Origin of the sequence: Streptomyces vietnamensis, from assembly GCF_000830005.1 — a bacterium.
GTDB classification, from domain to species: Bacteria; Actinomycetota; Actinomycetes; order Streptomycetales; family Streptomycetaceae; genus Streptomyces; species Streptomyces vietnamensis.
In genome coordinates this window covers 1,273,069-1,297,625 of record NZ_CP010407.1, presented here as the reverse complement: position 1 = coordinate 1,297,625, position 24,557 = coordinate 1,273,069, and the positions used below count along the sequence as shown (strand labels likewise).

General features: G+C 72.0%; 25 protein-coding genes. 12 read left to right on the top strand and 13 right to left on the bottom strand.

Annotated features, from left to right (window positions below; translation table 11 throughout):
* Positions 1–2 precede the first annotated feature (2 nt).
* The 6 genes from SVTN_RS05575 to SVTN_RS05550 all read left to right on the top strand — a co-directional run bounded on the left by SVTN_RS05575 (position 3) and on the right by SVTN_RS05550 (position 5,894).
* Positions 3–362, top strand: a complete 360-nt coding sequence (locus tag SVTN_RS05575) for an urease subunit beta (RefSeq protein ID WP_041128048.1) — start codon at positions 3–5, stop codon at positions 360–362.
* The gene (locus SVTN_RS05570) at positions 355–2,076 is read left to right on the top strand and encodes an urease subunit alpha (protein WP_041128047.1); all 1,722 of its coding nucleotides are present in this window, start codon (positions 355–357) and stop codon (positions 2,074–2,076) included. The genes SVTN_RS05575 and SVTN_RS05570 overlap by 8 nt, the downstream gene beginning before the upstream one ends.
* The gene (locus SVTN_RS05565; RefSeq protein ID WP_041128046.1) at positions 2,076–2,738 is read left to right on the top strand and encodes an urease accessory protein UreF; all 663 of its coding nucleotides are present in this window, start codon (positions 2,076–2,078) and stop codon (positions 2,736–2,738) included. The genes SVTN_RS05570 and SVTN_RS05565 overlap by 1 nt, the downstream gene beginning before the upstream one ends.
* 17 nt (positions 2,739–2,755) lie before the next feature.
* A complete protein-coding gene (gene ureG / locus SVTN_RS05560) occupies positions 2,756–3,433 on the top strand; it encodes an urease accessory protein UreG (protein ID WP_041128045.1) in 678 nt (225 codons plus the stop codon).
* Positions 3,430–4,173 (top strand): urease accessory protein UreD, encoded by a 744-nt coding sequence (locus SVTN_RS05555; protein ID WP_041128044.1) that lies wholly within the window; start codon positions 3,430–3,432, stop codon positions 4,171–4,173. Before ureG ends, SVTN_RS05555 begins: the two co-directional genes overlap by 4 nt.
* A gap of 143 nt (positions 4,174–4,316) precedes the next feature.
* Positions 4,317–5,894: an alpha/beta hydrolase gene (locus SVTN_RS05550; protein WP_063782244.1), complete on the top strand. Its 1,578-nt coding sequence runs from the start codon at positions 4,317–4,319 to the stop codon at positions 5,892–5,894.
* Between the two features lie 52 nt (positions 5,895–5,946).
* Here SVTN_RS05550 and SVTN_RS05545 read toward each other — a convergent pair whose 3' ends face one another.
* Together SVTN_RS05545 and SVTN_RS05540 are read right to left on the bottom strand one after the other, a co-directional pair.
* The gene (locus SVTN_RS05545; RefSeq protein WP_174518233.1) at positions 5,947–6,984 is read right to left on the bottom strand and encodes an NAD-dependent epimerase/dehydratase family protein; all 1,038 of its coding nucleotides are present in this window, start codon (positions 6,982–6,984) and stop codon (positions 5,947–5,949) included.
* A gap of 85 nt (positions 6,985–7,069) precedes the next feature.
* Positions 7,070–7,759 (bottom strand): lysophospholipid acyltransferase family protein, encoded by a 690-nt coding sequence (locus tag SVTN_RS05540; protein WP_041128042.1) that lies wholly within the window; start codon positions 7,757–7,759, stop codon positions 7,070–7,072.
* 78 nt (positions 7,760–7,837) lie between these two features.
* Between SVTN_RS05540 and SVTN_RS05535 the strand changes: the two genes are divergently transcribed.
* Entirely contained in the window at positions 7,838–8,863 is a 1,026-nt protein-coding gene (locus SVTN_RS05535) for a DUF3048 domain-containing protein (protein ID WP_041128041.1), read from the top strand.
* Positions 8,864–8,877: 14 nt separating this feature from the next.
* Here the strand turns inward: SVTN_RS05535 and SVTN_RS05530 are convergent, their stop codons facing one another.
* The 5 genes from SVTN_RS05530 to SVTN_RS05510 all read right to left on the bottom strand — a co-directional run bounded on the left by SVTN_RS05530 (position 8,878) and on the right by SVTN_RS05510 (position 13,558).
* Positions 8,878–9,078 (bottom strand): hypothetical protein, encoded by a 201-nt coding sequence (locus tag SVTN_RS05530; RefSeq protein ID WP_041128040.1) that lies wholly within the window; start codon positions 9,076–9,078, stop codon positions 8,878–8,880.
* 247 nt (positions 9,079–9,325) lie between these two features.
* Positions 9,326–10,276, bottom strand: coding sequence for a cytochrome c oxidase assembly protein (locus tag SVTN_RS05525; protein ID WP_041128039.1), 951 nt, complete (start codon positions 10,274–10,276; stop codon positions 9,326–9,328).
* Between the two features lie 102 nt (positions 10,277–10,378).
* Positions 10,379–11,404, bottom strand: a complete 1,026-nt coding sequence (locus SVTN_RS05520; protein ID WP_041128038.1) for a 6-phosphofructokinase — start codon at positions 11,402–11,404, stop codon at positions 10,379–10,381.
* 158 nt (positions 11,405–11,562) lie between these two features.
* Positions 11,563–12,291: a type 1 glutamine amidotransferase gene (locus tag SVTN_RS05515; RefSeq protein WP_041128037.1), complete on the bottom strand. Its 729-nt coding sequence runs from the start codon at positions 12,289–12,291 to the stop codon at positions 11,563–11,565.
* A gap of 19 nt (positions 12,292–12,310) precedes the next feature.
* Positions 12,311–13,558, bottom strand: coding sequence for a Mur ligase family protein (locus SVTN_RS05510; RefSeq protein ID WP_041128036.1), 1,248 nt, complete (start codon positions 13,556–13,558; stop codon positions 12,311–12,313).
* 126 nt (positions 13,559–13,684) lie between these two features.
* Here SVTN_RS05510 and def point away from each other — a divergent pair, with 126 nt between their 5' ends.
* Positions 13,685–14,245 carry a peptide deformylase gene (gene def / locus SVTN_RS05505; RefSeq protein ID WP_041128035.1) on the top strand — a complete coding sequence of 187 codons (561 nt, stop codon included), beginning with the start codon at positions 13,685–13,687 and terminating at the stop codon, positions 14,243–14,245.
* 54 nt (positions 14,246–14,299) lie between these two features.
* Here the strand turns inward: def and SVTN_RS05500 are convergent, their stop codons facing one another.
* Entirely contained in the window at positions 14,300–14,947 is a 648-nt protein-coding gene (locus SVTN_RS05500; RefSeq protein ID WP_041128034.1) for a TetR/AcrR family transcriptional regulator, read from the bottom strand.
* Positions 14,948–15,109: 162 nt separating this feature from the next.
* Here SVTN_RS05500 and SVTN_RS05495 point away from each other — a divergent pair, with 162 nt between their 5' ends.
* Entirely contained in the window at positions 15,110–16,324 is a 1,215-nt protein-coding gene (locus SVTN_RS05495) for an acyl-CoA dehydrogenase family protein (RefSeq protein WP_041128033.1), read from the top strand.
* Between the two features lie 10 nt (positions 16,325–16,334).
* Here the strand turns inward: SVTN_RS05495 and SVTN_RS05490 are convergent, their stop codons facing one another.
* Positions 16,335–16,802, bottom strand: coding sequence for a VOC family protein (locus SVTN_RS05490; protein WP_041128032.1), 468 nt, complete (start codon positions 16,800–16,802; stop codon positions 16,335–16,337).
* A gap of 156 nt (positions 16,803–16,958) precedes the next feature.
* Here SVTN_RS05490 and SVTN_RS05485 point away from each other — a divergent pair, with 156 nt between their 5' ends.
* On the top strand, positions 16,959–18,329 hold the full coding sequence (locus SVTN_RS05485) for a cytochrome P450 (protein ID WP_041133625.1): 1,371 nt from the start codon (positions 16,959–16,961) through the stop codon (positions 18,327–18,329).
* 48 nt (positions 18,330–18,377) lie between these two features.
* Here the strand turns inward: SVTN_RS05485 and SVTN_RS05480 are convergent, their stop codons facing one another.
* Together SVTN_RS05480 and SVTN_RS05475 are read right to left on the bottom strand one after the other, a co-directional pair.
* Entirely contained in the window at positions 18,378–19,145 is a 768-nt protein-coding gene (locus tag SVTN_RS05480; RefSeq protein ID WP_041128031.1) for a putative protein N(5)-glutamine methyltransferase, read from the bottom strand.
* Positions 19,138–19,620 carry a glutathione peroxidase gene (locus tag SVTN_RS05475; protein WP_041128030.1) on the bottom strand — a complete coding sequence of 161 codons (483 nt, stop codon included), beginning with the start codon at positions 19,618–19,620 and terminating at the stop codon, positions 19,138–19,140. Before SVTN_RS05475 ends, SVTN_RS05480 begins: the two co-directional genes overlap by 8 nt.
* Positions 19,621–19,656: 36 nt before the next feature.
* Here SVTN_RS05475 and SVTN_RS05470 point away from each other — a divergent pair, with 36 nt between their 5' ends.
* Both SVTN_RS05470 and SVTN_RS05465 read left to right on the top strand, forming a co-directional pair.
* The gene (locus tag SVTN_RS05470; protein WP_041128029.1) at positions 19,657–19,881 is read left to right on the top strand and encodes a DUF6011 domain-containing protein; all 225 of its coding nucleotides are present in this window, start codon (positions 19,657–19,659) and stop codon (positions 19,879–19,881) included.
* A gap of 112 nt (positions 19,882–19,993) precedes the next feature.
* Positions 19,994–21,064: an RNA ligase (ATP) gene (locus tag SVTN_RS05465; RefSeq protein ID WP_041128028.1), complete on the top strand. Its 1,071-nt coding sequence runs from the start codon at positions 19,994–19,996 to the stop codon at positions 21,062–21,064.
* Between the two features lie 22 nt (positions 21,065–21,086).
* Here SVTN_RS05465 and SVTN_RS05460 read toward each other — a convergent pair whose 3' ends face one another.
* Together SVTN_RS05460 and SVTN_RS05455 are read right to left on the bottom strand one after the other, a co-directional pair.
* Positions 21,087–21,950 carry an acyl-CoA thioesterase gene (locus SVTN_RS05460; RefSeq protein ID WP_041128027.1) on the bottom strand — a complete coding sequence of 288 codons (864 nt, stop codon included), beginning with the start codon at positions 21,948–21,950 and terminating at the stop codon, positions 21,087–21,089.
* A 12-nt stretch (positions 21,951–21,962) separates the two neighbouring features.
* Positions 21,963–24,524, bottom strand: coding sequence for a DEAD/DEAH box helicase (locus SVTN_RS05455; protein ID WP_078908218.1), 2,562 nt, complete (start codon positions 24,522–24,524; stop codon positions 21,963–21,965).
* Between the last annotated feature and the right edge of the window lie 33 nt (positions 24,525–24,557).

The window sequence follows — 24,557 nt, the reverse complement described above, 5'->3', positions numbered from 1 at the left end:
CGATGATCCCCGGAGAGATCCTGTACGCGGACGGCCCCGTCGCCCTCAACGAAGGGCGTCCCGTCACCCGACTGACCGTCCTCAACGCCGCCGACCGGCCCGTCCAGGTCGGCTCGCACTACCACTTCGCCGAGGTCAACCCCGGCCTGGACTTCGACCGCGCCGCAGCCCACGGGCAGCGCCTGCACATCGCCGCCGGGACCGCCGTCCGCTTCGAGCCCGGCATCCCCGTCGAGGTCGAGCTCGTTCCGATCGCCGGCCGCCGGATCGTGCCCGGCCTGCGCGGCGAGACCGCGGGCCCCCTCGACGTCCCCGGCCCCCTCGACCTCACCGATCAGGACAAGGACGGCGACCGTGCCTGACCTCCACCGCGCCGTCTACGCCGACCTGTTCGGCCCCACCACCGGCGACCGCATCCGCCTCGCCGACACCGACCTCCTCGTCGAGATCGAGGAGGACCGCTGCGGCGGCCCCGGCCGCGCCGGCGAGGAGGCCGTCTTCGGCGGCGGCAAGGTCGTCCGCGAGTCCATGGGCCAGGCCCGCACCACCCGCGCCGAGGGCGCCCCCGACACCGTCATCACCGGCGCCGTGGTCATCGACCACTGGGGCGTCGTCAAGGCGGACATCGGCATCCGGGACGGCCGGATCACCGCCCTCGGCAAGGCCGGCAACCCCGACACCATGGACGGAGTCCACCCCGACCTCGTCATCGGCCCCGAGACCGAGATCATCGTCGGCAACGGCCGGATCGTCACCGCCGGAGCCGTCGACACCCACGTCCACTTCATCTCGCCGACCGTCGTCGAGCAGGCCCTCGCCACCGGCGTCACCACCCTCGTCGGCGGCGGCACCGGACCGGCCGAGGGCACCAAGGCGACCACGATCACGCCCGGCCCCTGGCACATGGCCCGGATGTTCGAGGCCCTGGACACCTTCCCCGTCAACATCGGCCTGCTCGGCAAGGGCAACACGATGTCCCGGGAGGCGATGCACTCCCAGCTGCGCGGCGGCGCGCTCGGCTTCAAGATCCACGAGGACTGGGGCGCCACCCCCGCCGTCATCGACGCCTGTCTGAGCGTGTGCGAGGAGACGGGCGCCCAGCTCGCCATCCACACCGACACCCTGAACGAGGCGGGCTTCGTCGGCGACACCCTCGCCGCCATCGCCGGACGCACGATCCACGCGTACCACACGGAAGGCGCCGGCGGCGGGCACGCCCCCGACATCATCACGGTGGTCTCCGAGCCGTACGTCCTGCCCAGCTCCACCAACCCGACCCGGCCGCACACCGTCAACACCATCGAGGAACACCTCGACATGCTGATGGTCTGCCACCACCTCAACCCGGCCGTCCCCGAGGACCTCGCCTTCGCGGAGTCCCGCATCCGGCCCTCCACCATCGCCGCCGAGGACGTCCTCCACGACCTGGGCGCCATCTCGATCATCTCCTCCGACTCCCAGGCCATGGGCCGGATCGGCGAGGTGATCATGCGGACCTGGCAGACCGCCCACGTCATGAAGAAGCGGCGCGGCGCCCTGCCCGGCGACGGGGCCGCCGACAACCACCGGGCCCGCCGCTACGTCGCCAAGTACACGATCAACCCGGCCGTCGCCCAGGGCATGGCCCACCTCATCGGCTCGGTCGAGCCCGGCAAGCTCGCCGACCTGGTCCTCTGGGAGCCCGCCTTCTTCGGCGTGAAGCCGCTCGTCGTCGTCAAGGGCGGCCAGATCGCGTACGCGCAGATGGGCGACGCCAACGCCTCCATCCCCACGCCCCAGCCGGTCCTGCCCCGCCCGATGTTCGGCGCGCTCGGCCGGGCCGCGGCGGCCGGCTCGGTCAACTTCGTCGCCCAGGCGGCCATCGAGGACGACCTGCCCCGGAAGCTCGGCCTGCACAAGGAGTTCGCCGCCATCGGCTCCACCCGGCGGGTCACCAAGGCCGACATGCGGGAGAACGACGCCCTGCCCCGGGTCGAGGTCGACGCCGACACCTTCTCGGTGACCATCGACGGCGAGGCGGTCGAACCGGCGCCCGCCGCCGAACTGCCCATGGCCCAGCGCTACTTCCTCTTCTGATGTCGCGCTCCGCTCTCCTCGTGCTCGCCGACGGGCGCTTCCCCGCCGGTGGGCACGCCCACTCCGGCGGCGCCGAGGCCGCCGTCAAGGCCGGCCGCATCAAGGACGCCGCCGGCCTGGAGGCCTTCTGCCGGGGCCGCCTGCACACCACGGGCCTCACCTCGGCGGCGCTCGCCGCCGGGGCCGCGCACGGACTCGACCCGTATGAGCTCGACGCGGCGGCCGACGCCCGCACCCCCTCGGCGGCCCTGCGCGCCGCCGCCCGCAAGCTCGGCCGCCAGCTGATGCGGGCCGCCCGCGCCACCTGGCCGAGCCCCGAACTCGACGCGCTGGCCGCCGCGTTCCCGCGCGGCGCCCACCAGCCCGTCGTCCTCGGCACCGCCGCCCGGGCCGCCGGACTCGACCCCGAGGACGCGGCGCACTGCATCGCGTACGAGACGGTCGGCGGCCCGGCGACCGCGGCCGTCCGCCTCCTCAGCCTCGACCCCTACCAGGCCACCGCCGTCCTCGCCCGCCTCGCCCCCGAGATGGACCAGGTCGCCGAGCGCGCCGCCGCGGCCGCCAGGGAGGGCGTCGACGCCCTGCCCGCCGCCTCCGCGCCGCTGCTCGACCTCACCGCCGAACAGCACGCGGCCTGGCCCGTCCGCCTCTTCGCCTCCTGAACACCGTGGAGTCCCCCATGCACCTCGACCACGCCCACACCCACCACGGCGCCGTCTCCGCCGACGCCCACCGCCCCGACGGCACCCGCCGCGCCCTGCGCATCGGACTCGGCGGACCGGTCGGCTCCGGAAAGACCGCCACCGTCGCCGCCCTCTGCCGCGAGCTGCGCGACACCCTCTCCCTCGCCGTCGTCACCAACGACATCTACACCCGCGAGGACGCCGAGTTCCTGCTCCGCAACGCCGTCCTGCCGCCCGAGCGCATCCAGGCCGTCGAGACCGGCGCCTGCCCGCACACCGCCATCCGCGACGACATCTCCGCCAACCTCGAAGCCGTCGAGGAACTGGAGGACACGGTCGGACCGCTCGACCTGATCCTCGTCGAGTCCGGCGGCGACAACCTCACCGCCACCTTCTCCAAGGGACTCGTCGACGCCCAGATCTTCGTCATCGACGTGGCCGGCGGCGACGACATCCCCCGCAAGGGCGGCCCCGGCGTCACCACCGCCGACCTCCTCGTCGTCAACAAGACCGACCTCGCCCCGCACGTCGGCTCCGACCTGGAGCGGATGGCCCGCGACGCGAAGGAGCAGCGCGGCGAGCTGCCCGTCGCCTTCACCTCCCTGCGCGGCGAGCACGGCGTCGCGCCCGTCGCCGACTGGGTCCGGGCACAGCTCGCGGCGTGGACCGCGTGAGCCTGCGCGCCACCGCCCGGATCGCCGCCGACGCCGACGGCGGGCTTCCGCTCCTGGTGAGCGACGGCCCCCTCGCCCTGCGCCGCACCCGGGCCGCCGGACCGTACACCCGGGTCACCGTCGTCGGGGCGATGAGCGCCCCGCTCGGCGGCGACCGGCTCGCGATCGAGACCGAGGTACGGGACGGGGCCCGGCTCCTGGTCGACTCGGCCGCCGCCACCCTGGCCCTGCCCGGCCGGAGCGCCGACCCCGCCACGTACGATGTCCGGATCACCGTCGGCGAGAACGCGGTGCTCCGCTGGCTGCCCGAGCAGCTCGTCTCCGCCACCGGCTCGCACCTGCGGATGCGCACCACCGTCGACCTCGCGCCCACCGCGCGTCTCGTCCTGCGAGAGGAACAGGTCCTCGGCCGGCACGGGGAGCCGCCCGGCGCCCTCACCACCCGGCTCACCGTCCGCCGCGCCGGCCGCCCCCTGTTCGACCAGGAGCTGGCCTTCGGACCCGGCGCGCCCGGCGGCTGGGACGGCGGAGCGGTCCTCGGCGGCCACCGGGCCACCGGCCAACTCCTCGTCGTCGACCCTGCGTTCGAGAAGAAGCCGGTGGAGGCGCGGCTGTACGGGGAGAACGCCGTGGTCAGTCCGCTCGCCGGACCCGCGGCCCTCGCCACCGCCGTCGCCCCGGACGCGCTCGCACTGCGCCGACTCCTCGACGCGGCTTTGTCTGAACTCGCCCCGTTCTGACCCTTCCTCGAAGCCGTACCGCTCAGCGGTACACCACTCACCGGTTATTGGTTCGGCAAAGAAACACGTGTACGCCCTTACATCCTGAGCCTCAGTGACGAAAGGATCCCCCGGACACACAGACTCCTTCAGGGGGAGGATCATTGAGACGCACAGCAGTGCTCGGCTCTGCCGGCACTCTGATAGCGGGCACGCTCATGGCGACCGCGCTGGCCGCACCGACGGCCGGTGCCGTCACCGGCCATGACCGTGACGACGAGGCGCGCGGCGCGACCATCGCCGCCGCCCAGGCCGCCAAGGCCGGCATCGACTGGCAGGACTGCCCGGCCGACTGGGGCTTCGCCAAGCCCATCCAGTGCGGCTGGGTCACCGTCCCGGTCGACTACGCCAAGCCCTACGGCAAGAAGATCAAGCTCGCCGTGGACCGCGCCGTGTCCACCGGCACGCCCGCCGAGCGCCAGGGCGCGCTGCTCTACAACCCGGGCGGCCCCGGCGGTTCCGGTCTGCGCTTCCCGCGCCGGGTCACCACCAAGAACCCGCTCTGGGTGAACACCTCGAAGGCGTACGACTTCGTGGGCTTCGACCCGCGCGGTGTCGGCCACTCGGCGCCCATCTCCTGCGTCGACCCGACCGAGTTCGTCAAGGGCCCGAAGCTCGACCCGGTCCCGGACAGCGAGGCGGACAAGCTCGCCCAGCGCAAGCTGGCCGCCGAGTACGCCAAGGGCTGCGCCGAGAAGAGCGGCGACATGCTGCCCTACATGACGACGCGCAACACCGCCCGTGACCTCGACGTCATCCGGGCCGCGCTCGGCGAGAAGAAGCTCAACTTCATCGGCGTCTCGTACGGCACCTACCTGGGCGCCGTCTACGGCACGCTGTACCCGAACCACGTGCGTCGCATGATCGTCGACAGCGTGGTCAACCCGGCGAAGAGCAACATCTGGTACCAGGCCAACCTGGAGCAGGACATCGCCTTCGAGGGTCGTCTGAAGGACTGGATGACCTGGGTCGCCCAGAACGACGCCACGTACCACCTCGGCGACACCCTGGAGAAGGTCCAGCAGCAGTGGGTGACCCTGCGTGCCGCGGCCAAGAAGGAGCCCCTGGGCGGCAAGGTCGGTCCGGCCGAGCTCATCGGCTTCTTCCAGAGCGCTCCGTACTACGACTCCTCGTGGGTCCCGGTCGCGCAGGCCTGGAGCGCCTACGCCGCGGGTGACCCGCAGCCGCTCATCGACGGTGCCGCCGCGGACCTCACCGACACCGTCGGCAACATCGCGTCGGAGAACGGCAACGCCGTCTACACCGCCGTCGAGTGCGCCGACTCGGCGTGGCCGACGAACTGGAACCGGTGGGACCGGGACAACTCGGCCCTCCACGAGCAGTACCCGTTCATGACCTGGGCGAACGCCTGGATGAACCTGCCGTGCGCCACCTGGTCCGCGCCGCAGCAGAAGCCGACCCAGGTCAAGACCGGCAAGGGCCTGCCGCCGGTGCTCATCGTCCAGTCCGAGCGTGACGCGGCGACGCCGTACGCCGGCGCGGTCGAGCTGCACAAGCGCTTCAAGAACTCGCGTCTCATCACTGAGAAGGACGCGGGCTCGCACGGCGTCACCGGCCTGGTGAACCCCTGCATCAACCCGCGGGTCGAGACGTACCTGCTCACCGGCAAGGTGGACAGCGAGGACGTGACGTGCGAGCCGCACGCCACGCCCAAGCCGTAACACCCCGCACGGTCTGAAGGGAGGGGCGGCCGTCCGACGGCCGCCCCTCTCGTCATGCCCGGGACGCCAGCCAGGCGTCCTCGGCCGCGTAGTCGAACCAGTCCACCCCGTACTTCGCGAGCCCCGGGAAGGCCTCCCTCCAGTCCCGCCCCTTCAGGTGTCCGGCCAGCCACTCGACGGTCCCGGGCAGCGACGCGGCGTACGACACCACCGGCCGGTACCCCAACTCGCGCTCGGCCGCCGTCATGTCGTAGACGACGGGATGCGGCGCGGTCCACGGGGTGAGCCCCACGAGGTCCTGCGGGGGCGCCCCCTCGATGAGCACCGTCTCGCTCTCCACCCCCAGGACGGCGTCGATCGCCGCCCCGATCTCGGCCACCGTCGGCGCCTCCGGGTCGGCGCCGTTCAGCACCCGGCTGCCCGGGTTCGCCGCCGCGAGCCGGACGAGCTCCGCGAGGTTGTCCACGTGCGCCGGGTGGAACCGCGAGGCGCCGCCGTACGACAGCAGGCGCACCGGCCTCCCGTCGAGTGCCCGCTTCACGAACCACAGCTCGCGCGGCCCCGGACAGTACGGGCCGTGGATCGCGCCCGCCCGCAGCAGTGTCGTCGGCAGCGCCTCGCCCGCCGCGAGCAACTCCCGCTCCAGGGCGATCTTCCGGGTGCCGTACGTGCTGTCGCCGGGCGCGACCGTCCGCCATTCCTCCGCGACCGGCACCGGGAAGGCGGGAAAGCCGTCCGGCTGGTCCTGGGTGTCGAAGCTGCGGCCCTTCTCGTCCTCGTAGACGGCACCGCTCGACACCACCACCGCCGAGCCGATCCGGTCCGCGAGGCCGGTCAACTGCCGTCCGTGGCCCCGGTCGTACGCGACGATGTCCACGAGCACGTCGACGCCGTCACCGAGCCCCGCCGCCAGCGCGCCGTCCTCGTTCCGGTCGAGCCGGACCGACCGCACCTCCTCCGGCCACCCCTCGTCCCTGCCGCCGCCCCGCGAGGCGGCCGTCACCTCCCAGCCGTCCGCGACGAGCGCCCGCACGGCCGCCCGCCCCACCTGTCCCGTCGCACCCAGCACGAACGCGTTTCCCTTGGTCATGCAGGGGACGCTACGGGTGCGCGGGGCGGCCGCCCAGGGGATTGCGCCGTGCGCGGATCCGCCCTCAGCGTTCCCCGCGCGGGAACTATTCGGAGGGCTCGGTCCCCGCGGCCTTCACCACCGTGGCGTACTCGTCCACGTACTCCTGGCCCGACAGGCGCAGGATCTCGTACATGATCTCGTCGGTCACGGCGCGGACCACGGCCTTCTCGCCCGCCGACCCGGCGAACCGGGAGAAGTCCAGCGGCTCCCCGAACCGGATGGTGACCCGGCGGATCCTCGGCACGACCTTCCCCGGCGGCTGGATCTCGAAGGTCCCCACCATCGCGCACGGCACCACCGGGACCCCGGCGGTCAGCGCCATCACCGCCACCCCCACCTTGCCCTTGTAGAGCCGCCCGTCGTGCGAACGCGTCCCCTCCGGGTAGATCCCGAGGAGCTCGCCCCGGCCGAGGACGCCGAGCCCCTCCCGGATCGCCGCCTGCCCGGCCTCCTTCCCCGACCGGTCCACCGGGATCTGCCCGGCGGCCCGGAAGAAGGCGGCCGTCAGCCGGCCCTTGAGACCCGGCCCCGTGAAGTACTCCTGCTTCGCGAGGAAGGTGATCCGCCGGTCCAGGACCACCGGCATCAGGAAGTGGTCGGAGAAGGAGAGGTGATTGCCCGCGACGATCGCGGCCCCCTCCTCCGGGATGTGTTCGAGCCCCTCGATCCGCGGCCGGAACAGCAGCCTGAGGAGCGGTCCGAGGAGGACGTACTTCATCAACTGGTAGAACACGCGCGACCCCCGTTCGTCGTCCGTCACGCCCGTTGTATCCCCGCACGGGCCCGTGGTCCACTGGTGGGGGAGCGTCACATGACAGGCGAGCGCGGGGTCAGGCGCCCCGGCCGCGTCCTCACCGCACTGCTGTGCGCGCTGACGGCGGCCGGGTTGTACGGCTGCTCCGGCTCGGGCCCGTCGGAGCCGACCCCCGTGCCGACGACCGCGCCCGCCACCCCACCCACCACCCCGCCCGCCACCACGCCCACAGGACTCTCGCCCTTCACCGGGCTTCCCGCGAAGCCCGCCCCCGTCCTGGCCGTGAAGCTCGACAACGTGCCCGCCGCCCGCCCCCACACCGGACTCGGCGCGGCCGACCTCGTCTACGTCGAACAGGTCGAGGGCGGGGTGACCCGGCTCATGGCCGTCTACTCCTCCCACCTCCCCGACCTCGCCGGACCCGTCCGCAGCGCCCGCGAGTCCGACATCGCCCTGCTCGGCGACTTCGGGCGTCCTGTCCTCGCCTACTCCGGCGCCCAGTCAGCCCTCACCCCGCTCCTGCGGGCCGCGCCGCTCCACCTCGTCACCGAGAGCACCGCACCCCGGGCCTTCCGGCGCTCCCCGGACCGCCCCGTCCCGCACAACCTCTACCTGCGCCCCGGCCGCGCCCTCGCCGCCGCCCCGGGAGCCGACGACCCCCGGGACATCGGCTTCCGCTTCGGGGCCGCCCCGGCCGGCGGCACCCCGGTCACGACCTCGACCGTCCGCTACCCGGCGGCCCGCTACACCTTCACCTGGTCCGCCGCCGACCACGCCTGGCGGGTCGCCATGGACGGCCGCGAGGCCCGCGCCACCGACACGGGACCGCTCACCCCCGAGACGGTCGTCGTCCAGCGCGTCACGGTCCGCCCCTCCCGCTTCCACGACCGGTTCGGCTCCGTCTCCCCGTACAGCCAGACCGTCGGCAGCGGCACCGCGCTCGTCCTGCGCGACGGACGCGCCCACGAGGCCCACTGGTCCCGCCCCTCGGAGACCTCCGGCACCACCTTCACCACCCCGGCCGGAAAGCCCCTGCCCTTCGCCCCGGGCCAGACCTGGATCGTCCTGGCCCCGCGCGGATAGGACCCTCCTGCCGATCAGGAGGTGGTGCCCGGCGGGCGGGGGCGTGGAGCGGGCGGTGCGGCGCTGTCCGCGGCCGCCATCCCGATCGTCACCACGATCAGCACGATCAGACCGAACCAGAGCCAGCCGCTGCTGCCGAGCGCCACCGTGTAGGCCGTCGTCAGCACCAGCGCGGCGCAGGTGAGCACCGCCATCGTCTTCGTGGGACCGGACATCAGCCCGCCCTCCTTCCGACCGGGGCCGCGGAAGCCGTACAGCCCATCGTGACCCCGCGAGAGGGGCGCGCGCTACTCCCCGGACGCTCCGGCGTGCGCCGGAACGCGAACGGGCCCGGCGCCGCAAGCGGCACCGGGCCCGGAAGGGGACCGTGGATCCAACATCCTGGATTCGGATCCAGAATCCTGGATTCGGATCCAACATCCGACATCCCGGATTCGGATCCAGGATGTCGGATCCGGAGCGTCAGCGGCTCCGCGTCTGCAGGCTCGCCAGATACGCGTTGTACGCCTCCAGCTCCTTGTCGCCGTCCCGGTCGGCGGCCCGGTCCTTGCGGACGGCCTGCCGCTGCTCGGAGTGGTACCACTGGTAGACCAGCGCGATCAGGACGAGGACGGACGGGATCTCGCTGAACGCCCAGGCGATGCCGCCCGCCGCGTTCTGGTCGGCGAGGGCGTCGATCCCGAGCGAGGCCGGCGGGTTCTTGTACGACTCCACCAGCGGCTGGGTCGCCATCATCATCGCGATGCCGAAGAACGCGTGGAACGGCATGCCCGCGAACAGCTCCAGCATCCGCATCACGTACCCCGGCCGGTGCGGGCCCGGGTCCACGCCCATGATCGGCCAGAAGAAGACCAGGCCCACCATCAGGAAGTGCACCATCATGCCGATGTGCCCGGCCTTCGAGCCCATCAGGAAGTCGAAGAGCGGCGAGAAGTACAGCGCGTAGAGGCTCGCGATGAACATGGAGATGGTGAACGCCGGGTGCGTGACCACCCTCATGTACCGGCTGTGCAGCAGCTTCAGGAGCAGCTCGCGCGGCCCGAGCGAGCCCCGGCCCGCCACCGGCAGCGCCCGCAGCGCGAGCGTCACCGGCGCGCCGAGCAGCAGCAGGATCGGCGACAGCATGGAGATCACCATGTGCTGCACCATGTGCACGCTGAACATGACCATGCCGTAGTCGTTGAGCTTGGTGCACATCACGAGGGCGACGGTCAGCACGCCGACCGTGAAGAACACCGTCCGGCTGATCGGCCACGCGTCACCGCGCCGCCGCAGCCGCGCCACGCCCCACCCGTACAGACCGAGTGCCGCGAGGCAGCCGATCAGGAAGAAGAGGTCGGGAGAGAACTCGAGGCCCCGCCCCAGCGTGAACGGCGGCAGATCCATCGTCATGCCGTGCCCGCTGTGATCCATCCGTACACTCCTGGAGCCCGATTCGCACGTGTTGTCCGCACCAGACTAGAACCGCCCCCGGTCGCGACTGCGACCGGGGGCGGATGTGGCGTACGGGAGTCGTCAGAGCACGCACTCCGCCTCGTCGTACCGGTCGGCCGGAACGGTCTTGAGGGTCTCCACGGCCTGGGCCAGCGGGACCATCGTGATGTCCGTGCCGCGCAGCGCGGTCAGCATGCCGAACTCGCCGCGGTGCGCCGCCTCGACGGCGTGCCAGCCGAAGCGGGTCGCGAGGACGCGGTCGTACGCGGTCGGGGTGCCGCCGCGCTGGACGTGACCCAGGATGACCGGGCGGGCCTCCTTGCCGAGGCGCCGCTCCAGCTCGACGGAGAGCTGGTTGGCGATGCCGGTGAAGCGCTCGTGACCGTAGATGTCGGTGCCGGCGGTCTTGAAGTCCATCGAGCCCTCGCGCGGCTTCGCGCCCTCGGCGACGACCACGATCGCGAACCGCTTGCCGGCCTCGAAGCGCTCGCCGACCCGGGAGGTCAGCTCGTCCATGTCGAAGGGGCGCTCCGGGACGACCACGGCGTGCGCGCCGGCGGCCATGCCGGAGTGCAGCGCTATCCAGCCGGTGTGGCGGCCCATGACCTCGACGACGAGGACCCGCTGGTGCGACTCGGCGGTGGTCTTCAGCCGGTCGAGGGCCTCGGTGGCGACGGTGACGGCCGTGTCGAAGCCGAAGGTGACGTCGGTGGAGGCGATGTCGTTGTCGATCGTCTTCGGGACGCCGACGATCGGGAGCCCCGCCTCGGAGAGCAGGTTCGCCGCCTTGAGGGTGCCCTCGCCGCCGATCGGGATGATGGCGTCGAGACCGAGGTCGGCGACGTGGCCCTTGGCGCGCTCGACGCCGCCGACCAGGTGCGCGGGCTGGACCCGCGAGGAGCCGAGGATGGTGCCGCCCCGGGCCAGGATGCCGCCCACCGCGTCGAGGTCGAGCTTGCGGTAGTCGCACTCCAGGAGGCCCTTCCACCCGTCGTGGAAGCCGATGACCTCGTCGCCGTGATCGACGACGGCGCGGTGCACGACGGAACGGATGACAGCGTTCAGACCGGGGCAGTCTCCGCCGGAGGTGAGTACGCCAATGCGCATAGCCCAAAAACCTTTGCAACGTGGGCCGACTCCCGGACCACGTCGTCCGGCTGGATCCCCGCCACCCTATCGCCGCAGGGTGGCGGGGCCGAACCGGATGTCCGCACAGTGGACAACGTACGTTCGTACGAGGGACCAACGGCGGTGCGCGGGCTGACTCAGGCGGGCTGGGTCGCCGCCGCGATGCGCTCGGCGCGCAGCGCCTCGTACCAGCGGTCGTCCGTCGGCGGCAGCGCGTTCACGTCGAGGGCCAGCTTCAGGAGCAGGTCCGCGATCTGCGGGTTCCGCGCCATGACGGGGCCGTGCATGTACGTGCCGAAGACGGTGTCGTTGTACGCGCCCTCGGTGCCGTCGCCGGTCCCGTTGCCGTTGCCGAAGACGGTCCGGGCGAACGGCCGGGCCGTCGGGCCGAGATGGGTGATGCCCTGGTGGTTCTCGAAACCGGTCAGCTGGGGGAGGCCCAGGCGCGGGTCGATGTCCGCGAGGACGTCGCCGACACAGCGGGCACCCTCGCCGCGGGTCGAGATCACGTCGATGAGCCCGAGGCCGGGCTCGCGCTCGCCGAGGTCGTTGATGAACTCGTGGCCCAGGATCTGGTACCCGGCGCAGACCGAGAAGATGATCGCGCCGTTGGAGGCGGCCCGGCTCAGGCCGCCGTCCCGCCGCAGCCGCTCGGCCGCGAGCCGCTGCGGACGGTCCTCGCCGCCGCCGATCAGGTAGATGTCGCCCGAGGTCGGCACCGGCTGGTCGCTGCGGACGTCGACGCGCTCGACGCTGAGGCCGCGCTGTTCGGCACGGCGCTGGACGACGAGGACGTTGCCCTGGTCGCCGTAGGTGCTGAGCAGGTCCGGGTAGACCCAGACCAGGCGCAGGCTGCTGTCACTCATGCTGCAAGTCCTCTACGGGTCAGTTGCCGACGCGGCGGCGGACGTCCTGGAAGGCGGTGTAGTTGGCGATCAGCTCGATCTGCCCGGGCGGGGCCATCGCGACGGCCTCGTCGAGGGTCTCGCAGACGCGGAAGTCCACGCCCGCGACCTCCAGGCGGACCGCGAGGTCCAGCTTCCGGTCGCCGATCACCATGATCGGGTGGCCGGCGAGCCGGCCGTAGTCCACGTCCCACAGCCAGGAGGTGTCCGTGCCGTCGGCGCCGCGCGCGTTGACGGAGAGGATCACCGGGGCGGGCGGCCCGTCGATGAGGGAAAACGTTTCGAGCCAGCCGGCCGGGTTCTTCGCGAGGAGCAGACGCAGGTCGCGGTTCTGGAAGGAGACCACGTCATAGCGTCCGGCGACGGCCTGCACCTGGTACATGCGCTCCAGGGCCACCTGCGGCGGCACCCCGAAGACCGCGGCGACCGCGGCGGAGGTGGCGGCGTTCGCCTTGTTGGCGCGGCCGGGCAGCTGGAGGCGGATCGGCCAGGCCGAACCGTGCGGGTCGAGCACGTGGTCGCCGCTGAGCGCCCAGCTCGGCGCGGGACGGCGGAAGCCGCACTCGCCGCAGAACCAGTCGTCGCCCGGACGCTGCATCACACCGCCGCAGGCGGGGCACGACCAGGCGTCGTCCTTCCACTCCTGGCCGGCGGCGACCCACACCACGTTCGGGGAGGAGGAGGCGGCCCACACGATGAGAGGGTCGTCGGCGTTGGCGATGACCACGGCCTTGGTGCCGTTGAGGCCCTCGCGCCACTTCTCGGCGAGCATCCGGGTCTCGGCCGCGCGGTCCAGCTGGTCGCGGGAGAGGTTGAGCAGCGCGATCGCCTTGGGCGTGGTGTCCCGGGCGACGCCGGCGAGGTACTTCTCGTCGACCTCGATCACACCGAACTTGGAGTCCGTGCCGCCGGCCAGCGCCGAGGTGATGCCGGCGGGCATGTTGGCGCCGAGGGCGTTGGAGACCACGGGACCGGCGGCGCGCAGGGCCTCCGCGATCAGCCGGGTCGTGGTGGTCTTGCCGTTGGTCGCCGACACCAGGACGACGTCCAGATGCTGCGCGAGCCGACCGAGCAGGTCGGGGTCGAGCTTCAGCGCCACCCGGCCGCCGATCACCGATCCGCTGCCGCGCCCCGCCGCACGCGACACCGCGGCCGCGGCCTTGCCCGCCGTCACGGCCAGCTTGGCGCGCGGCGACAGCGGCTCTGGATTACCGGGGTGTCCTGACATCGTTCTTGTTCCTCCTTGCGTCGGTCCGGGCTCAGCCTATCGAGATCCGGCCAGCAGCCCGAACAGCGGCACCGCCGAGCGGCCGCACGAAACAGGGAGGTCACAGTGGACCGTACCCTTACGGCCATGCGAAACCGCCCCATCCCCGGCAGTTCCGGCCTCGTCCGAGCGATGACCCTCCTCGGCGACCCCGTGCTGCACACCCCCTGCGCGCCCGTCACCGACTTCGGACCCCAACTGGCCCGGCTCGTCGAGGACATGTTCGCCACGATGTACGCGGCGCACGGCGTGGGCCTGGCGGCGAACCAGGTCGGCACGGGCCTGCGGGTCTTCGTGTACGACTGCCCCGACGACGAGGAGAACCGCCACCTGGGCCATGTGGTGAACCCGCGCCTGGTGGAGGCGGACGGCGACGTGATCCGGGGCCCCGAGGGCTGCCTCTCCCTGCCGGGCCTGGAGGCGCCGACGCCCCGATTCGACCGCGCGGTGGTGGAGGGCGTCCGCCTCGACGGCACTCCGATACGGGTCGAGGGGACGGGTTTCTTCGCCCGCTGCCTCCAGCACGAGACGGACCACCTGGAGGGCGGGGTCTACGCGGACCGCGTCACGGGGTGGCGCAAGTCACGTCTGCTGCGCACGATCCGCAAGCAGCCGTGGGGGAGCGGGGCGTCCGTGCTGGAGGCCTGACCGGGTTCGTACGGGGATGTGGCCGGGTTCGTACGGGAGGCCTGGCCGAGTCCGTCAGAACCCCGGACCGCCCGGGAGGTCGTCGGCCTCCGCCAGCCGGCCCCACAGCAGGTCCGCCAGGCTCTTGACCAGCTCCGCCCGGGAGCAGGGGCGCTCGCCGAGCCACCAGTCGCCGGCCGCGTGCATCATGCCGACGATGCCGTGCCCCCAGATCCGGGCCTGGGCCTCGGCGGCCGGTCCCAGGTCGACGCGCTCGGCGATGACCTGGCCGAGCTCCTCGCCCATGCGCCGGAGCAGCGGGGCCGAGTGGCGGCCGACGTCGAAGCCCTGCTCGGCCTGGTGCGGCTCCTCCGCCGGGTGCATGAGGAAGCGGTAGACCTGGGGCATCGCCTCGATGGACGCCAGGTAGGTGTCGAGGGTGGACTCGACGCGGCGGCGCCGGTCCGCGGGCGCGTCGAGCGAGGCCCGGAGCGAGGCGAGGAGCGCGTCGGTGTGCCGGGTGGCGAGGGCGCGGTAGAGCCCGCCCTTGTCGCCGAAGTGGCGGTAGAGGATCGGCTTGGTGATGCCCGCCTCGGCCGCGATCGCGTTCATGGACGCCTGGGGGCCGTCCCGGAGCACCACCCGGTCCGCCGCCTCCAGCAGTTCGCGGCGCCGCTGCTCGGCGGGCGTCTGCTGGTCGGTGGTCCGGTCTGCGATGTCCATGTGCGTGTCTCCCCGCCCGTGCGATTCGTGAGGCTGTCGCAACGTAACACCCGGCCGGGACCCGGTGCCGGTCGGGCCGAACCGCTCCACCGCTGGTTGACAGCTCCTACCCGCCGGTAACAGACTGCTGTTACCGCAAGTAACGTCATGCTGGGAGGGAACATGGGCGAGTTCACGCTCGAACTCAACGAGGACCAGAAGCAGGTCCGCGACTGGCTCCACGGCTTCGCCGCCGATGTGATGCGCCCCGCGGCCGCCGAATGGGACGAGCGTGAGGAGACCCCCTGGCCGATCATCCAGGAAGCGGCCAAGATCGGCATCTACTCCCTCGACTTCTACGCCCAGCAGTTCTTCGACCCGACCGGCCTCGGCATCCCGATGGCGATGGAGGAGCTGTTCTGGGGCGATGCCGGCATCGCCCTCTCCATCGTCGGCACCGGCCTCGCCGCCGTCGGCGTCCTCGCCAACGGCACCGAGGAGCAGATCGGCACCTGGGTCCCGCAGATGTACGGCGACGCGAACGACGTCAAGGTCGCCGCCTTCTGCTCCTCCGAGCCCGACGCCGGCTCCGACGTCGCCTCCATGCGCACCCGCGCCGTGTACGACGAGGCCAAGGACGAGTGGGTCCTCAACGGCACCAAGACCTGGGCGACCAACGGCGGCATCGCCAACGTCCACGTCGTCGTCGCCGTCGTCGACGCCGAGCTCGGCTCCAAGGGCCACGCCTCCTTCATCGTGCCGCCGAACACCCCCGGCCTCTCCCAGGGCCAGAAGTTCCAGAAGCACGGCATCCGCGCCTCCCACACCGCCGAGGTCGTCCTGGAGGACGTCCGCGTTCCCGGCCACTGCCTCCTCGGCGGCAAGGACAAGCTGGACGAGCGCCTCGCCCGCGCCCGCGAGAAGGCCAGGGCGGGCGGCGAGCGCGTGAAGAACGCCGCCATGGCCACCTTCGAGGCCTCCCGCCCGGCCGTCGGCGCCATGGCCGTCGGCACCGCCCGCGCCGCGTACGAGGTCGCCCTCGACTACGCGAAGACCCGCGTCCAGTTCGGCCGCCCGATCATCGAGAACCAGGGCGTCGCCTTCCAGCTCGCCGACATGGCCACCCAGATCGACGCCGCCCGCCTCCTCGTCTGGCGCGCCTCCTGGATGGCCACCGCCGGCAAGCCCTTCACGGCGGCCGAGGGCTCCATGTCCAAGCTGTACGCGAGCGAGGTCGCCAAGAAGGTCACCGCCCAGGCCATCCAGATCCTCGGCGGCAACGGCTACACCCGCGAGTACCCGGTGGAGCGCATGCACCGCGACGCCGCCATCTACACCATCTTCGAGGGCACGAGCGAGATCCAGCGCATGGTGATCAGCCGCGCGCTCGCGAAGTAGCCGCCGGCGCTCACACCAGGCAGAACTCGTTGCCCTCCGGGTCCTGGAGGACCACCGCGTAGTAGTCCATGCCGTTCGGCTCGTCCATCGCGTAGAGGACGGTCGCGCCGAGCGCCGTCAGCCGGGCCACCTCGCCGTCCACGCGCTCGCGCCGGACGGCGAGGGGGACCTCGCGGCCGCCGCCGACCCTGAGGTCGAGGTGGACGCGGTTCTTGACGGTCTTCGGCTCCGGGACGTGCTGGAACCAGACGCGGGGCCCCACGCCCTTCGGGTCGACGATGGACTCCGGGAGCTCCCCGGCGTCCTCGCCCAGCTCGTCCTCCGGCACGCCGATCGCCTCCCAGTACGCCCGCCAGGTGGCGTGCCCGGCGGGCGGCGGATCGGGGACGTACCGCAGGGCGTCCAGCCAGAAGGGCACCAGGCGCTGGGGGTCGGCACAGTCGATGGTCAGTTGCAGCGTCAGCTCGGGTCGCTCCATGGGAACGAGCCTCGCAGACGCCACTGACAACGACGGGGCCGCCGGGCGATTCGAGCCAACAGGCCGGATATGGGCGGGTGTTCGACCCCCGCTCGCCTGTGCGTTACTTCCTGGGGAAGAATCACCAGGCCGGTGACGATCAAGGGGGAACCGATCATGACCACCACCCGGACCGAGGCGCCCGAACTCGCGGGACTTCCGCTCCTCGGCTCCATGTTCGACCTCAAGAACGACGCGCTGGGCACCTTCCTGCGCGCCCGGCGCGACCACGGCGACGTCGTGAAGATCACCGCAGGACCGCCCGGGATCCGCTCCACCATCTACGCCGTCTTCTCCGCCGAGGGCGCCCAGCAGGTCCTCGCCGGGGAGTCGGCGAACTTCCGCAAGGACAACACCTTCTACCAGGAGATCCGCGAGTCCTTCGGCAACGGCCTGCTCACCAGCCAGGACGAGGACTACCTCCGCCAGCGCCGGCTCGTCCAGCCCCTCTTCACCAAGCGCCGCGTCGACGGCTACGCCGAGGCCGTCGCCGCCGAGGTCACCACCCTCCTCGGCGAGTGGCAGGACGGCGGCGACGAAACCGTGGACGTCCACCACGAGATGACCCGCTTCGCCCTGCGCGCCGTCGCCCGCATCCTCTTCGGCACGGACGTCGACGCGGCCGTCGAGATCGTCGAGCGCAGCTTCCCCGAGCTCGGCGCCTACGTGCTGAGCCGCGGGTACGCCCCGCTCAGGGTGCCCCGCGACTGGCCCACGCCCGGCAACCGCAAGGCCGCCGCCGTCCACCGGGCGCTGTACGAGGTCTGCGACCGGATCATCGCCGAGCGGCGCGCCTCCGGCCGGGCCTCCGCCGAGGGCGACGACCTCCTCACCCTCCTCGTCGAGGCCGAGAGCGCCGAGGACGGCAGCTTCGACGCCACCGAGCTGCGCGAACAGGTCCTCGTCTTCCTGCTCGCCGGACACGAGACCACCGCCACCTCCCTCGGCTTCGCCCTCCACCTGCTCGCCAAGCACCCGGAGGTCCTGAAGCGGGCCCACGAGGAGGTCGACCGGGTCCTCGGCGGCCGTACCCCCGGCGCCGCCGACCTCGACGCGCTGCCCTACGTCACCCAGGTCCTCAAGGAGACCATGCGGCTCTTCCCGGCCGCCCCGGTCATCGGCCGCCGCGCCGTCGCCACCACCGTGATCGACGGCGTGACCATCCCGGCGGGCGCGGACGTCGTCGTCGCCTCCTGGGTCACCCACCGGCACCCCGCCTACTGGGAGGACGCGGAGCGCTTCGACCCGGACCGCTTCACGCCCGAGGCGGAGGCGGCCCGCCCGCGGTACGCCTGGTTCCCCTTCGGCGGCGGCCCGCGCGCCTGCATAGGCCAGCACTTCTCGATGCTGGAGTCGGTGATCGCCCTGGCGATGATCCTCCAGGGGTACGGCTTCGAGGCCGTCGACACCGAGGTGCCCGTCGGCTCCGCGATCACCCTCCAGGTGGCGGGCCCGGTCCGCTGCCGCCTGGTGCCGAGGACGGCGTAGGCCGACCGGACGGGGAGCGGCCGACACGGGGCCGCTCCTCGTCCTCGCCTACGGCCCGGTCGCGACGACGACCGTCGCCCACCACTCCTCGGAGGTGACGACGCGCGGCGTCAGACCGGCCGCGGACATCACCGCGAGCGCCGTCTCCGCCTGCCGCTCGCTCGTCTCCACCAGCAGGTGCCCGCCCGGCGCCAGCCACTCCGGCGCCTCGGCGGCGACCCGCCGCATGACGTCGAGCCCGTCCGCGCCGCCGTCGAGCGTGACGTGCGGCTCGTGGTCGCGGGCCTCGGGCGGCAGCAGCCCTATCTCCTCGGTCGGTACGTACGGCACGTTGGCGACCAGCACCTCGACCCGGCCCCGCAGCTCCCGCGGCAGCGGCGCGAAGAGGTCCCCCTCGTACACCCGGCCGCCGCGCGGCTCGACGTTCCGCCGGGCGCAGCGCACCGCCGCCGGCTCGATGTCCGAGGCGTGCACCTCCACGCCCTCGACCCCGGCGAGCAGCACCGCGCCCGCCGCGCCGGAGCCGCAGCACAGGTCGACGCAGACGGCGCCCGGCCGGGCCAGCCCCACCGCCTGGCCGACGAGGAACTCCGTACGCCGCCGGGGCACGAAGACCCCGCCGTCGACCTCGATCCGCAGCCCGGCGAACTCGGCCCAGCCCACGACGTGCTCCAGGGGCAGACCGGAGGCCCGCCGCTCGACCATGAGGTCGAGCTCGGCGGGCCCGGCGGCGGCCGCGAGGATCATCTCCGCCTCTTCTTCGGCGAAGACGCACCCGGCGGCCCGCAGCCGTTCGACGACCCCCAGGTCAGACAAGCTGTGCCTCGATCGCCGCCACGACCTCGGGGGCCTCCGGCTCGGTACGCGGACGGAAACGGGTGACCGCGCCGTCACGGCCGATCAGGAACTTCTCGAAGTTCCACTGCACGTCACCGGCCTCGCCCTCGGCGTCGGCGACCTTCACCAGCTCGGAATAGAGCGGGTGGCGCCCGTCACCGTTCACGTCCGTCTTCTCCAGGAGCGGGAAGGACACCCCGTACGTCGCGGAACAGAAGGTCGCGATCTCCTCGGCGCTGCCCGGCTCCTGCCCGGCGAACTGGTTGCAGGGCACGCCGAGCACCGTGAAGCCGCGCTCCCCGTACTCCTTCTGCAGCCGCTCCAGACCCGCGTACTGCGGGGTGAGCCCGCACTTGGAGGCGACGTTCACGACCAGGACGGCCCGGTCCCGGTAGTCGGCAAGGGAGACCGGCTCGCCGGTCAGGGTCTTCAGGGGGATGTCGTACAGGCTCATGTGCTGCTCCTCGTCGGAATAGGGTTTGATCTCAGCATGGGAGACGAACCACTGGCAATCGCGATCGATTCCACACCGGAGCCAGGACCGCGCCGCGTCCACTGCCGCCTCTGCGGCCGCCCCCTGACCGGCGCCGACTCCCGCCGCACGGGCCTGGGCCCCACCTGCGACGCCAAACTCCACCCCCCGGCCCCGGACATCCGCACCCGCCGCCACGAGGTGGAACAGGACACGCTGCCGGGCCTCGACGACGAGCAGTAGGTCCCGAGCCCGGCGACGCTACCAGGTGGGCAAATCGATCGCCCAGGGGAATTCGGGTCGGCCACAGTGGGCCGCGATGAGACCGAAACCCGAGCAACCGGAGTCCTGAACCATGTCCACCCTGCGCGTCACCGCCGAAGTCCTCACCGTCCATCCGCATCCCGACGCCGACGCCCTGGAGCTCGCCCAGGTCGGGCTCTACCGGGCCGTCGTCGCCAAGGGGGTCTACGAGACGGGTGATGTCGCCGTCTACATCCCCGAGCAGGCCGTGCTGCCCCTCCCGCTCGTCGAGGAGCTGGGGCTCACCGGGCGGCTCGCCGGGGGGAACTCGGACCGGGTGAAGGCGGTGCGGCTGCGTGGGGAGTTGTCGCAGGGGATCGTGTGCAGGCCCGGCGCGCTCGCCGGTACCGATCTGGCGCGGGCGGCCGCCGACGGGGTCGACTTCGCGGAGGTGCTGGGGATCACCAAGTGGGTGCCGCCGATACCGCCGACGATGAACGGGGACGTCGAGGTCGCGCCCGATCTGCTGCCCTGGGTCGACATCGAGAACCTGCAGCGCTATCCCGACGTCTTCGAGCCCGGCGAGCCCGTCGTCCTCACGGAGAAGCTCCACGGCACCGCCTGCCTGCTGACCTTCCACGCCGAGGAGGGCCGCGTCCAGGTCTCCTCCAAGGGGTTCGGGGCGAAGGGCCTCGCCCTCCAGGAGGATCCGCGCAACCTGTACTGGCGCGCCGTCCACGGGCACGGGCTCGCCGGTGTCGCCGAGCGGCTCGCCGAGCGCCTCGGCGCCCGCCGGGTGGGGCTCTTCGGCGAGGTGTACGGCTCCGGGGTGCAGGACCTCGCCTACGGCGCCGACGCCCGCTCCGAGACCGTCGGGTACGCGCTGTTCGACGTGTCCGCCGAGATCGACGGACACGTCCGGTGGTTCGACCCGGAGGCCGTGCTCGAGGCCGGTGAGGTGGCGCTCGTACCGCGGCTGTACTCCGGGCCGTACGACCTCGACACCGTCCTCGCGCACGCGAGCGGCCGCGAGACCGTTTCCGGACGGGAGACGCACCTGCGGGAGGGCGTCGTCATCCGGTCCGCGACCGAGCGGTACAGCCCGGTCACCGGCGGCCGGGCCATCGCCAAGGCCGTCAGCCCGGCCTATCTGACCCGCAAGGGCGGCACCGAGTTCGAGTGATCCGAGTGACCCGGGCCGGGGGTCAGAGCTTTCTGAACAGGCCCTCCTGGACCACCGACACCAACAGCCTGCCCTCGCGGTCGTAGATGCGGCCGCGGGCCAGGCCCCGGCCGCCCGTCGCGATGGGGGACTCCTGGTCGTACAGGAACCACTCGTCCGCCCGGAACGGCCGGTGGAACCACATCGCGTGGTCCAGGGAGGCCATGTCGAAGCCCCGCGGGCCCCAGAGGGGTTCGACGGGGATGCGGACCGCGTCCAGGAGCGTCATGTCCGAGGCGTACGTCAGCGCGCACGTGTGGACCAGCGGGTCGTCGCCCAGCGGGCCGACGGCCCGCATCCACACCGCGGAGCGCGGGTCCGCGTCCTTGACCTCCTCCTGCGTCCAGCGCAGCCGGTCCACGTACCGGATGTCGAAGGGCTGCCGGCGGGCCATCCGCTCCAGGGCCTCCGGCAGCGCGCCCAGGTGTTCCCGGATCTCGTCCGCCAGGTTCGGCAGGGTCTCCGGGTCCGTCAGGTGCCGAGGCGGCAGCTGGTGCTCGAAGGCGCCCTCCTCCGGCCTGTGGAAGGAGGCCGTCAGATTGAAGATCGTCCGCCCCTCCTGGATCGCCGTGACCCGGCGCGTCGTGAACGAGCGGCCGTCGCGCACCCGCTCCACCTGGTACACGATCGGCACCCCGGGCCGGCCGGGGCGCAGGAAGTAGGCGTGCAGCGAGTGCACCGGCCGGTCGCCCTCCGTGGTGCGGCCGGCCGCCACCAGGGCCTGCCCGGCGACCTGCCCGCCGAAGACCCGCTGCAGCGACTCCTGCGGGCTGCGCCCGCGGAAGATGTTCACCTCGATCTGCTCCAGGTCGAGCAGGTCCACGAGCCTCTCGGCGGGGTTCGTCATCCGGTTCTCCTCCTACAGCTGTCCGACGGACGTCACACGGACCACGGCCCGGCCCTCCTCGTCGGAGGCCGCGAGATCCACCTCCGCGCTGATGCCCCAGTCATGGTCGCCGTTCGGGTCGGCGAAGGTCTGCCGGACGCGCCACAGGCCGTGCGCCGCGTCCTCCTCGATCGAGAGCAGCTTCGGGCCGCGCGCGTCCGGGCCCGTACCCAGGTCGTCGTACTCGTCCCAGTACGCGTCCATCGCCTCGCCCCACGCGTCCGCGTCCCAGCCGGACTCCGCGTCCAGCTCGCCGAGCGCGTCGACGTTGTCGAGGGCGGCCAGCTCCACCCGGCGGAACATCGCGTTGCGCACCAGGACCCGGAAGGCGCGGGCGTTCGCCGTGACCGGCTTGACCTGGTCGGCCTTCTCCTGCGCCTCCTCGGCCGTCTGGACCTCCGGGTTGGCCAGCTGCTCCCACTCGTCGAGCAGCGAGGAGTCCACCTGGCGCACCATCTCGCCCAGCCAGGCGATCAGGTCCTCCAGGTCCTCGGTCTTCAGGTCGTCCGGGATGGTGTGGTCGAGCGCCTTGTACGCGCTCGCCAGGTACCGCAGGACGATGCCCTCGGTCCGCGCCAGCTCGTACCAGGAGGTGAACTCCGTGAACGTCAGGGCCCGTTCGTACATGTCACGGATGACCGACTTCGGCGACACCGGGTGGTCGCCGACCCACGGGTGCGACTTCCGGTACACGTTGTACGCGTGCCAGAGCAGCTCCTCCAGCGGCTTCGGGTACGAGATCTCCTGGAGCCGCTCCATCCGCTCCTCGTACTCGACGCCGTCCGCCTTCATCCGCCCGACGGCCTCCCCGCGCGCCTTGTTCTGCATGGCGGCGAGGATCTGGCGCGGGTCGTCGAGGGTCGACTCGACGACCGAGACCATGTCGAGCGCGTACGAAGGGGACTCCGGGTCGAGCAGGTCGAAGGCGGCGAGCGCGAACGTCGACAGCGGCTGGTTGAGCGCGAAGTCCTGCTGGAGGTCGACCGTCAGGCGGATCGTGCGGCCCTCGGCGTCCGGCTCGTCCAGCTGCTCCACCACACCGCCGTCGAGCAGCGAACGGTAGATCGCGATGGCCCGGCGGATGTGCCGCAGCTGCGCCTTGCGCGGCTCGTGGTTGTCCTCCAGGAGCTTGCGCATCGCCTCGAAGGCGTTGCCCGGACGGGCGATCACCGACAGCAGCATGATGTTGGTGACCTTGAAGCGGGAGGTCAGCGGCTCCGGCTCGGCCTCGATCAGCTTCTCGAAGGTCGATTCGCTCCAGGCGACGAAGCCCTCGGGGGCCTTCTTGCGGACCACCTTGCGGCGCTTCTTCGGATCGTCGCCGGCCTTCGCGAGCGCCTTCTCGTTCTCGATGACGTGCTCGGGGGCCTGCGCCACCACGAAACCGGCGGTGTCGAAGCCGGCCCGGCCGGCGCGGCCCGCGATCTGGTGGAACTCACGGGCGCGCAGGGTCCGCACCCGGTTGCCGTCGTACTTGGTGAGGGCCGTGAAGAGCACCGTGCGGATCGGCACGTTCACGCCGACGCCGAGGGTGTCCGTCCCACAGATCACCTTCAGGAGGCCCGCCTGCGCGAGCTTCTCCACGAGCCGCCGGTACTTCGGCAGCATGCCCGCGTGGTGCACGCCGATGCCGTGGCGCACGTACCGCGAGAGGTTCTGGCCGAACTTGGTGGTGAAGCGGAAGTTGCCGATGAGCTCGGCGATCTGGTCCTTCTCCTCGCGCGTGCACATGTTGATGCTCATCAGCGACTGCGCGCGCTCGACGGCCTGCGCCTGCGTGAAGTGCACGATGTAGACGGGCGCCTGCTTGGTCTCCAGGAGCTCGGTCAGGGTGTCCGTGATGGGCGTGAGCCGGTACTCGTACGACAGCGGCACCGGCCGGGTCGCCGAGCGGACCACCGAGGTCGGGCGTCCGGTCCGCCGGGTCAGGTCCTTCTCGAACATCGACACGTCGCCGAGCGTCGCCGACATGAGGACGAACTGCGCCTGGGGGAGTTCCAGGAGCGGGATCTGCCACGCCCAGCCGCGGTCCTGCTCGGCGTAGAAGTGGAACTCGTCCATGACGACCTGGCCGATGTCGGCGTACTTGCCGTCGCGCAGCGCGATCGAGGCGAGCACCTCCGCCGTGCAGCAGATCACCGGGGCGTCCGCGTTCACGGAGGCGTCGCCGGTCAGCATGCCGACGTTCTCCGTGCCGAAGAGCTTGCACAGGTCGAAGAACTTCTCCGACACCAGCGCCTTGATCGGCGCGGTGTAGAAGGTCACCTGGTCATTGGCGAGCGCGGTGAAGTGCGCACCCGCCGCGACCAGCGACTTTCCCGATCCGGTGGGGGTGGACAAGATCACGTTGGCCCCGGAGACGACCTCGATCAGCGCCTCTTCCTGGGCCGGGTAGAGCGTGATGCCCCGGTCCTCGGCCCAGGAGGAGAAGGCCTCGAAGAGGGCGTCGGGGTCGGCGGTCGGCGGCAGCTGATCGATAAGGGTCACGCCCCCATCTTGCCCGCATTCCGCTCGGATGAGGGAACCGGCCATCATCGGTCTTGATCACGGACGATAGGCTCGTCCGTC

Coding starts and splice junctions, on each gene's coding strand:
- SVTN_RS05485 (WP_041133625.1), top strand. CDS start 16,959: ATGACCACCACCCGGACCGAGGCGCCCGAACTCGCGGGACTTCCGCTC.
- SVTN_RS05535 (WP_041128041.1), top strand. CDS start 7,838: ATGACAGGCGAGCGCGGGGTCAGGCGCCCCGGCCGCGTCCTCACCGCA.
- ureG (WP_041128045.1), top strand. CDS start 2,756: ATGCACCTCGACCACGCCCACACCCACCACGGCGCCGTCTCCGCCGAC.
- SVTN_RS05500 (WP_041128034.1), bottom strand. CDS start 14,947: ATGGACATCGCAGACCGGACCACCGACCAGCAGACGCCCGCCGAGCAG.
- SVTN_RS05465 (WP_041128028.1), top strand. CDS start 19,994: ATGTCCACCCTGCGCGTCACCGCCGAAGTCCTCACCGTCCATCCGCAT.
- SVTN_RS05460 (WP_041128027.1), bottom strand. CDS start 21,950: ATGACGAACCCCGCCGAGAGGCTCGTGGACCTGCTCGACCTGGAGCAG.
- SVTN_RS05515 (WP_041128037.1), bottom strand. CDS start 12,291: ATGAGTGACAGCAGCCTGCGCCTGGTCTGGGTCTACCCGGACCTGCTC.
- SVTN_RS05530 (WP_041128040.1), bottom strand. CDS start 9,078: ATGTCCGGTCCCACGAAGACGATGGCGGTGCTCACCTGCGCCGCGCTG.
- SVTN_RS05495 (WP_041128033.1), top strand. CDS start 15,110: ATGGGCGAGTTCACGCTCGAACTCAACGAGGACCAGAAGCAGGTCCGC.
- SVTN_RS05455 (WP_078908218.1), bottom strand. CDS start 24,524: ATGATGGCCGGTTCCCTCATCCGAGCGGAATGCGGGCAAGATGGGGGC.
- def (WP_041128035.1), top strand. CDS start 13,685: ATGCGAAACCGCCCCATCCCCGGCAGTTCCGGCCTCGTCCGAGCGATG.
- SVTN_RS05470 (WP_041128029.1), top strand. CDS start 19,657: ATGGGAGACGAACCACTGGCAATCGCGATCGATTCCACACCGGAGCCA.
- SVTN_RS05510 (WP_041128036.1), bottom strand. CDS start 13,558: ATGTCAGGACACCCCGGTAATCCAGAGCCGCTGTCGCCGCGCGCCAAG.
- SVTN_RS05490 (WP_041128032.1), bottom strand. CDS start 16,802: ATGGAGCGACCCGAGCTGACGCTGCAACTGACCATCGACTGTGCCGAC.
- SVTN_RS05545 (WP_174518233.1), bottom strand. CDS start 6,984: ATGACCAAGGGAAACGCGTTCGTGCTGGGTGCGACGGGACAGGTGGGG.
- SVTN_RS05475 (WP_041128030.1), bottom strand. CDS start 19,620: ATGAGCCTGTACGACATCCCCCTGAAGACCCTGACCGGCGAGCCGGTC.
- SVTN_RS05575 (WP_041128048.1), top strand. CDS start 3: ATGATCCCCGGAGAGATCCTGTACGCGGACGGCCCCGTCGCCCTCAAC.
- SVTN_RS05565 (WP_041128046.1), top strand. CDS start 2,076: ATGTCGCGCTCCGCTCTCCTCGTGCTCGCCGACGGGCGCTTCCCCGCC.
- SVTN_RS05525 (WP_041128039.1), bottom strand. CDS start 10,276: ATGGATCACAGCGGGCACGGCATGACGATGGATCTGCCGCCGTTCACG.
- SVTN_RS05520 (WP_041128038.1), bottom strand. CDS start 11,404: ATGCGCATTGGCGTACTCACCTCCGGCGGAGACTGCCCCGGTCTGAAC.